Origin of the sequence: Muricoccus nepalensis (genome assembly GCF_006438825.1) — a bacterium.
In the GTDB taxonomy this organism is placed as follows: Bacteria; Pseudomonadota; Alphaproteobacteria; order Acetobacterales; family Acetobacteraceae; genus Roseomonas; species Roseomonas nepalensis.
Genome location: NZ_RCZP01000052.1, coordinates 22,409 through 29,865, shown reverse-complemented (window position 1 = coordinate 29,865; position 7,457 = coordinate 22,409). Strand labels below are relative to the sequence as shown.

The following is a 7,457-nucleotide window of genomic DNA, read 5'->3' as shown; positions in this document are numbered from 1 at the left end:
CGACGCCGCCGCCGCGACGCTGCGCGGCCTCGCCGCCGCCGAGGAGGCCGCCCGCACCGCCCGCCGCAACGCCGAGGGCCGGCTGGACGCCGCCCGCCGGGGCCAGTCCGCCCTGGCCGCCCGCGCCGCCGCCGCCGAGGGGCGCTTGGCGGCGCTGGAGCCGCAGATCGCCCGCCTCGCCGCCCAGCAGGCCGAGGCGGAGGCTGCCCGCGCCGCGGTGGAGGCCGCCGGGGCCGAGGCGCCGGACCCCGAGGCCTCCCGCGCCGCCGCCCTGGCCGCCCGCGCCGCCCTGGCCGAGGCGCGGCGGGAGGAGGCCGATTCCCGCGCCGCCCGCCGCGCGCTGGAGGCCGAGGCGGAGCGCCTGGCCGAGCGCCGGGGCGCGCTCGAGGCGGAGGAGGCCCTCTGGGGCGCCCGCCGCGCCGACGCGAGCGCGCGGCTGATCGCCCTCGCCGCCCGCCGCGACGCCGCCGCCGCCGAGGCCGCCGCCGTGGCCGACGAGCCCGAGCAGGCCGCCGCCCTACTGGCCGGCGCCGCGCGGATGCTGGCCGAGGTCGAGGCCGCCCATGCCGAGGCCGCCGCCGCCCTCCACGCCGCCGAGACCGAGGCGCGGGAGGCCGCCGAGGCCCGCCGGCTGGCCGACGCCGCCTTCGCCGCCGCCCGCGAATCCCAGGCCCGGGCGGACGGCGCCGCCGCCCGCGCCGAGGACGAGGGCCGCGCCGTCGCCACCCGCATCCTGGAACGCTTGGGCCACGACGCCGAGCTGCCCGACCCGCCCGAGGACCTCTCCGACGCCGCCGAGGAGCGCGCCCGCCGCAAGGCCGAGCGCCTGGCGCGCGAGCGCGAGGAGATGGGCCCGGTCAACCTTCGCGCCGAGGTCGAGATGGCGGAGGTCGAGGAGCGGCTGGCCAACCTCGAGCGCGAGCGGGAGGAGATCGGCCACGCCATCGCCAAGCTGCGCGGCTCGATCGGCCACCTCAACCGCGAGGGGCGCGAGCGGCTGCGGGCGGTCTTCGACCGGGTGGACGCGGAGTTCCGCGCCCTGTTCTCTCGCCTTTTCGGCGGCGGGCGGGCGCACCTGGCGCTGGTCGGGTCGGACGACGTGCTGGAGGCGGGGCTCGAGATCTACGCGGAGCCGCCGGGCAAGAAGCTCTCGGCGCTGTCGCTGCTCTCGGGCGGGGAGCAGGCGCTGACCGCGCTCTCGCTCATCTTCGCCGTCTTCCGCTGCCAGCCCGCCCCCGTCTGCGTGCTGGACGAGGTGGACGCGCCGCTGGACGACGCGAACGTGGAGCGGCTCTGCGGCCTGCTGGAAGCCATGGCCGAGGGCGGCACGCGCTTCCTGGTGGTCACGCACCACCCGCTGACCATGGCGCGGATGCACCGCCTCTACGGCGTGACGATGCAGGAGCGCGGGGTGTCGCGGCTGCTCTCGGTCGATCTCGGCCGGGCGGTGGAGCTGGCGGAGGCCTAGGCGCCGCTCAGGCGACCCCGATCCGCAGCAGGTCGTGCAGGTGGAGGATGCCGGCCGGCCGGCCCTCCTCGAGCACGAAGAGGCTCGTGATCCGCCGGTCGTTCATCAGGTGCAGCGCCTCCTCGGCCAGGGCGTCGGGGCCGATGGTGCGGGGCTGGCGCGACATGGCGTCCCGCACCGGCCCGTCCACGAAGCCCGCCTGGAAGGCGCGGCGGAGGTCGCCGTCCGTCACCACGCCGACGAGATGGCCTTCGGGGTCCACCACCGCCGTGGTGCCGAAGCGCTTGCCCGTCATCTCCATGATGGCGCGGGAGAGGGAGGCGCCCTCGGGCACGGTCGGCACGGCGTCGCCGGCGTGCATGACGTCCCGCACCTTGCGGAGCTGGGAGCCGAGCTTGCCGCCGGGGTGGAAGCGCCGGAAGTCCTGGGCGGAGAAGCCGCGGCGGGAAAGGAGGGCCACCGCCAGCGCGTCGCCCATCGCCATCTGCATGGTGGTGGAGGTGGTGGGGGCGAGGCCGTTGGGGCAGGCCTCCGGCATCACCGGCAGGACGAGGGGGATGTCCGCCCCGGTGCCGAGCGCGCTGCCCGCGCGGGCGGTGACGGCGATGAGGGGAATGCCCCAGCGCCGCGTGTAGGCGATGACGTCGGCCAGCTCCGGCGCCTCGCCGGACCAGGAGAGGGCGAGGACCACGTCGTCGTCGCCGATCATGCCGAGGTCGCCGTGGCTCGCCTCGGCCGGGTGGACGAAGTAGGCGGGCGTGCCGGTGGAGGCGAGGGTGGCCGCGATCTTGCGGCCGACATGGCCGGATTTGCCCATCCCCGTGACGATCACCCGCCCGCCGCTGCGGGCGACGGCCGCGACCGCGCGCTCGAAGGCGGCGCCGAGGGGGCCGTCGAGGGCGGCGCGCAGCGCGTCCAGCCCCTCCGCCTCGAGCGACAGGGTGCGCCGCGCGTCGTCCAGGGCCGGGGGCGGGGTGACGGGGTGCTGGTCCATGGGCGTCTCTCTCGCGGGCCGCGCGCGCTGATCCCGCCCGGCGGTGCCGCGCGCGACCGGATCCGGCCTCGGGTCCTGGCGGGGCGTATAGCGGGACGCGGCCCCGCGGGCGACCCTTGGCGTTGCCCGGCCCCGCCCTTCGCCCGGGCGCTGTCCCGCGCTATGGGCAAGGCCGGGCCGGTCCCCCATCATCGGGGCGGCGGCAGAGGCGGAGCGGCGAGACCATGGACGAGGCGATCCACCCCCGGCTGACGGTCCTCTCCCACCCCCTGGTGCAGCACAAGCTGACCATCATGCGCCGGCGCGAGACCTCCACCGGGGAGTTCCGGGCGCTGGCGCGCGAGGTCAGCCTGCTGATGGCCTACGAGCTGACGCGCGACCTGCCGATCGAGCGCGTGCCGATCGACACGCCGCTGGAGCCGATGATGGCGCCGGCCATCGCGGGCAAGAAGCTCTGCATCGTCTCCATCCTGCGGGCCGGGGACGGGATCGCGGCGGGGATGCTCGACCTCGTGCCCTCCGCCCGGGTGGGGCATGTCGGCCTCTACCGCGACCCCGTGACGCACCGGCCGGTGGAGTACTACCTGAAGCTGCCGGAGGACGTGGCGGACCGGCTGGTGATCGTGGTGGACCCCATGCTAGCCACCGGGAACTCGGCCGCGGCCGCGATCGAGCGCCTGCGGCTGGCGGGCTGCACGAATCTCCGCTTCGCCTGCCTGTTGGCGGTGCCGGAGGGGCTCCGGGTGCTGGCGGAGGCGCATCCGGACGTGCCGGTCTACACCTGCGCGGTGGACCGGGCGCTGGACGAGCACGCCTATATCCGCCCCGGCCTCGGCGACGCCGGCGACCGCCTCTTCGGCACGAAGTAGGACGCGCGCATGACCCGCCTCGCGCCCGGCGTCCTGCTCTGCGTCGGGGTGACGCTGGCGGCGGTCGCCCTCTCCCGGATCGAGCACGCCGTTTTCGGGCGGGCCTGGCTGGAGGCGCTGGTGCTCGCGATCCTGCTCGGCGCCGCCCTCCGCACGGCCTGGGCGCCGGGGCCGCGCTGGAAGCCGGGCATCGACTTCTCCGCCAAGATGCTGCTGGAGGTGGCGGTGGTGCTGCTCGGCGCCTCGCTCAGCGCGGCCACCGTGCTGGCGGTGGGGCCGGGCCTGCTCGTCGGGATCGCGGTGGTCGTCGCCGTCGCGATCGGGGCGAGCTACGGGCTCTGCCGCCTCTTCGGCCTGCCCGCGCGGATGGCGGTTCTGGTGGCCTGCGGCAACTCCATCTGCGGCAATTCGGCCATCGCGGCCGTGGCGCCCGTGGTGGGCGCGGATGGGCGCGACGTGGCGGCCTCCATCGCCTTCACGGCGGTGCTCGGCGTCGCGGTGGTGCTGCTGCTGCCGCTGCTGATCCCGGTGCTCGGGCTCAGCCTCGGCCAGTACGGGGTGCTGGCGGGGCTGACGGTCTACGCCGTGCCGCAGGTGCTGGCCGCGACCGCGCCTGTGGGGGCGCTGAGCGTGCAGGTCGGCACGCTGGTGAAGCTCGTGCGCGTGCTGATGCTGGGGCCGGTGGTGGTGGCGCTGTCGATGCTGGCGCCGCGGCTGCGCGGCGACGGGTCCTCGGGGGGCGGGGCGGCCGGGACGCGCCCGCCGCTGCACCGGCTGGTGCCCTGGTTCATCCTCGGCTTCCTCGGCCTGGCCGGGCTGCGCTCCCTCGGGCTGCTGCCCGAGGTGCTGCTCGCGCCCGCGGCCGCGGCGGCGACGGCGCTGACCACGGTCTCCATGGCGGCGCTCGGCCTCGGCGTGGACCTTCGCAGCGTCGCGCGCTCCGGCCCGCGGGTGGTGAGCGCGGCCATGGCCTCGCTGCTGGTGCTCGGGGCGATCAGCCTCGGGCTGATCCGGCTGCTGGGCGTCGCCTGAAGGCTCAGCGCCGCGCCGGGCGGAACATCTCGAACATCGCGCCCATCTCGGCGTAGTCGCCGCGGTAGCCGCAGCGGCCGATGGGACGGGCGGCGCGCAGGTCGAAGACGCCGTCCACGAGATAAGCGCGGTCGATATGGACGCCCACGACCTGGCCGAGGACGAGGTGCGTGTCCACGGCCTTCCCCTCCAGGTCGTGCAGGGGGACGACCTGCAGCAGGCGGCACTCCAGCGCGGCGGGCGCGTCGGCGACCCGCGGCGGGCGGACGAGGCGCGAGGGCGCCGGCTCGAGGCCCGCGAGCTCCATCTCGGACTCCCCGTGCGGCAGGGGCGTGCTGCTGCGGTTCAGCGCCTCCGCGAGCGGGCGGGTGGCGAGGTTGCACACGAACTCGCCGGTCGCCTCCACGTTGCGAAGGCTGTCCTTGCGGCCCTCGCTCGCGAAGCCGACGATGGGCGGGGCCGAGTTGAAGGCGTTGAAGAAGCTGTAGGGGGCGAGGTTGACGCGGCCCTCCGCGTCCACCGTGCTGATCCAGCCGATGGGGCGCGGCGCGACGATGGCCTTGAAGGGATCGTGCGGCAGGCCGTGGCCCAGGCGGGGTTCGTAGAAGTGCGGGTCCATCGGGGTGTCCTGGCGTTGCGCGGGAAACGTCCAGCCGCGCCGCCCGCTGCGTGCGGCATGGGCATTCGCGGGCGGCGGGGTGGCGGAAGCGGCCGCGGCGGGGAAGAATGCTCTTCCAAGCCCCTTTTTCATAACTGTACGCTCAGTTAGTTCCAGCGGGAAAGGAGGGCGCCATGCCCATCAGCGACGCGGACATGATCGAGGCCTGGAAGAAGGTCCTCACCCTTTCCGCGCTGAAGCCCGGCGAGGTCGTGACGGTGCTGACCGGCCCCGTGACGCACCCGCAGACGCTGTCCACCGCGCTGATCGCCGCGCGCGGGATGGGCGCCGTCGTCAACCGGCTCGACCTACCGGCGATGAACGGCGAGGCTTCCCTCTCGCGCGACGCGCTCGCCTTCGTGGGCGACACGCCGCTGACCGGCAATCCCGCGGGCATGGCCGCGCTGAAGGCGAGCGACCTCGTGCTCGACCTTATGCTGCTGCTCTTCTCGCCGGAGCAGGGCGAGATCCTGGAGAGCGGCACGCGCATGCTGCTGGCGGTGGAGCCGCCGGAGGTGCTGGCGCGGCTGGTGCCGACCATGGCAGACAAGCACCGCGTGAAGGCGGCCGCGGAGAAGCTGCGCGCCGCGCGCGAGATGCACGTCACCTCCGCCGCCGGCACCGACCTGCGCTGCGCGCTCGGCGACTACCCGCTGCTGGAGGAGTACGGCTTCGTCGACGCCCCGGGGCGCTGGGACCACTGGCCGAGCGGCTTCCTGGCGACCTGGCCGAACGAGGGCAAGTCCAACGGCACCATCGTGATCGACCGCGGGGACATCCTGCTGCCGCAGAAGTCCTATGTGCAGGACCGGATCACGCTGACGGTGCGCGACGGCTACGCGGTCAAGGTCGAGGGCGGCTTGGACGCCGAGCTGCTGCAGGACTACATCGGCTCCTTCAACGACCCCGAGGCCTACGCGATCTCGCACATCGGCTGGGGCCTGCAGGACCGCGCGCGCTGGTCCGTGCTGTCGCTCTACGACCGCGAGCAGACGATCGGCATGGACGCGCGGGCCTTCGCCGGCAACTTCCTCTTCTCGCTCGGTCCGAACACGGAAGCGGGCGGCACGCGCAACACGCCCTGCCACATCGACATCCCGCTCCGCCGCTGCACCGTGCGGCTGGACGGAGAGGAGGTGACGCGGGACGGCAAGGTCCTGGACGCCGTCGCGCTGGCGGCCGAGTGAGCCCCCCACGATCAGGAGCAGCACCATGGCAGTGACACGGCGCCTCGTTCTCGGCGCGTCCGGCGCGCTCGCGGCGCCAGGCCTCCTGCGCGCGCAGGGGGGCGCCCCGATCCGCATCGGCGAGATCAACAGCTACACCGCCCAGCCCGCCTTCACCGTTCCCTACCGCAACGCCATGCAGCTCGCGGTGGAGGGGGTGAACGCGAGGGGAGGCGTGCTCGGCCGCCCGCTCGAGCTGATCACCCGCGACGACGCGGGCCGGCCGCAGGACGCGGTGCGCCTGGCGGGAGAGCTGGTGAACGACCAGAAGGTGGACGTGCTGGCCGGCGCCTATCTCTCCAACGTCGGCCTCGCCCTCGGCGAGTACGCCGCGCAGAACAAGCGCCTCTACGTCGGGGGCGAGCCGCTGACGGACGCGATGGTCTGGGAGAAGGGCAACCGCTACACCTTCCGCCTGCGGCCGAGCACCTACATGCAGGCCTCCATCCTCGCGGAGGAGGCGGCGAAGCTGCCGGCGAAGCGCTGGGTGACGGTCGCGCCCAACTACGAGTTCGGCCAGTCCGGCGTGAAGTGGTTCCGGCAGCTCCTCGCCGCGCGCCGTCCGGACGTGCAGTTCGTGGGCGAGCAGTGGCCCGCGCTCGGCCGCGTGGACGCCGGCGCCACGGTGCAGGCGCTGGAGGCGATGCGCCCCGAGGGCATCTTCAACGTGCTCTTCGGCACGGACCTCACCAACTTCGTCCGCCAGGGCAACACGCGCGGCCTGTTCGAGCGCCGTTCCGTCGCCTCGCTGCTGACGGGCGAGCCCGAGTACCTCGACCCGCTGGGCGACGAGGCGCCGGAGGGCTGGATCGTCACCGGCTATCCCGGCGAGATGATCGACACCCCCGCGCACAAGGCCTTCGCGAGCGCCTACCGCGGCAAGTTCAACGCCAAGCCGATGTGCGGGTCGCTGGTGGGCTACGCGCTCATCAACTCCATCGCCGCCGGCATCGCGAAGGCGGGCTCCGTCGAGGTGGAGAGGATGGTGGAGGGCTTCCGGGGCGTGCGCTTCGACACGCCGGCGGGCCCCGCCGAGTACCGCGCCATCGACCAGCAGGGCACGCTCGGCGTCTATGTCGGCCGGACGGCGCTGCGCAACAACGCGGGCGTCATGACGGACTGGCGCTACATCGACGGCAAGGACCTCCTGCCCTCCGACGAGGTCGTGCGCGGGTTGCGCCCCGCCTCCGCCAGCTGAGCGACCGCGCGA

Annotated in this window: 7 protein-coding genes; 5 read left to right on the top strand and 2 right to left on the bottom strand. The window is 74.7% G+C overall.

What is annotated here, in order from left to right; all coding sequences use genetic code 11:
* The coding region (locus EAH89_RS27395) for an AAA family ATPase (protein ID WP_140886878.1) at nt 1-1,468 on the top strand (1,468 nt) is incomplete at its 5' end.
* 7 nt (nt 1,469-1,475) lie between these two features.
* Here EAH89_RS27395 and EAH89_RS27390 read toward each other — a convergent pair.
* Nucleotides 1,476-2,462 (bottom strand): KpsF/GutQ family sugar-phosphate isomerase, encoded by a 987-nt coding sequence (locus tag EAH89_RS27390; protein WP_140886877.1) that lies wholly within the window; start codon nt 2,460-2,462, stop codon nt 1,476-1,478.
* Nucleotides 2,463-2,686: 224 nt separating this feature from the next.
* On the opposite strand from EAH89_RS27390, the gene upp reads away from it, so the two are divergent.
* Both upp and EAH89_RS27380 read left to right on the top strand, forming a co-directional pair.
* Nucleotides 2,687-3,331, top strand: coding sequence for a uracil phosphoribosyltransferase (upp, locus tag EAH89_RS27385; RefSeq protein WP_140886876.1), 645 nt, complete (start codon nt 2,687-2,689; stop codon nt 3,329-3,331).
* Nucleotides 3,332-3,340: 9 nt separating this feature from the next.
* Nucleotides 3,341-4,363 (top strand): YeiH family protein, encoded by a 1,023-nt coding sequence (locus EAH89_RS27380; protein WP_140886875.1) that lies wholly within the window; start codon nt 3,341-3,343, stop codon nt 4,361-4,363.
* A gap of 4 nt (nt 4,364-4,367) precedes the next feature.
* Here EAH89_RS27380 and EAH89_RS27375 read toward each other — a convergent pair whose 3' ends face one another.
* The gene (locus EAH89_RS27375; protein WP_140886874.1) at nt 4,368-4,982 is read right to left on the bottom strand and encodes a flavin reductase family protein; all 615 of its coding nucleotides are present in this window, start codon (nt 4,980-4,982) and stop codon (nt 4,368-4,370) included.
* Nucleotides 4,983-5,155: 173 nt separating this feature from the next.
* Here EAH89_RS27375 and EAH89_RS27370 point away from each other — a divergent pair, with 173 nt between their 5' ends.
* Complete coding sequence (locus tag EAH89_RS27370) at nt 5,156-6,208, top strand: M29 family metallopeptidase (RefSeq protein WP_140886873.1); 1,053 nt, start codon at nt 5,156-5,158, stop codon at nt 6,206-6,208.
* 25 nt (nt 6,209-6,233) lie between these two features.
* Complete coding sequence (locus tag EAH89_RS27365) at nt 6,234-7,445, top strand: ABC transporter substrate-binding protein (protein ID WP_140886872.1); 1,212 nt, start codon at nt 6,234-6,236, stop codon at nt 7,443-7,445.
* The last annotated feature ends 12 nt before the right edge of the window (nt 7,446-7,457 follow it).

What these genes read in the sequence shown, in the direction of transcription:
- EAH89_RS27390 (WP_140886877.1), bottom strand. Translation starts at nt 2,462, where the DNA reads ATGGACCAGCACCCCGTCACCCCGCCCCCGGCCCTGGACGACGCGCGG.
- upp (WP_140886876.1), top strand. Translation starts at nt 2,687, where the DNA reads ATGGACGAGGCGATCCACCCCCGGCTGACGGTCCTCTCCCACCCCCTG.
- EAH89_RS27380 (WP_140886875.1), top strand. Translation starts at nt 3,341, where the DNA reads ATGACCCGCCTCGCGCCCGGCGTCCTGCTCTGCGTCGGGGTGACGCTG.
- EAH89_RS27375 (WP_140886874.1), bottom strand. Translation starts at nt 4,982, where the DNA reads ATGGACCCGCACTTCTACGAACCCCGCCTGGGCCACGGCCTGCCGCAC.
- EAH89_RS27370 (WP_140886873.1), top strand. Translation starts at nt 5,156, where the DNA reads ATGCCCATCAGCGACGCGGACATGATCGAGGCCTGGAAGAAGGTCCTC.
- EAH89_RS27365 (WP_140886872.1), top strand. Translation starts at nt 6,234, where the DNA reads ATGGCAGTGACACGGCGCCTCGTTCTCGGCGCGTCCGGCGCGCTCGCG.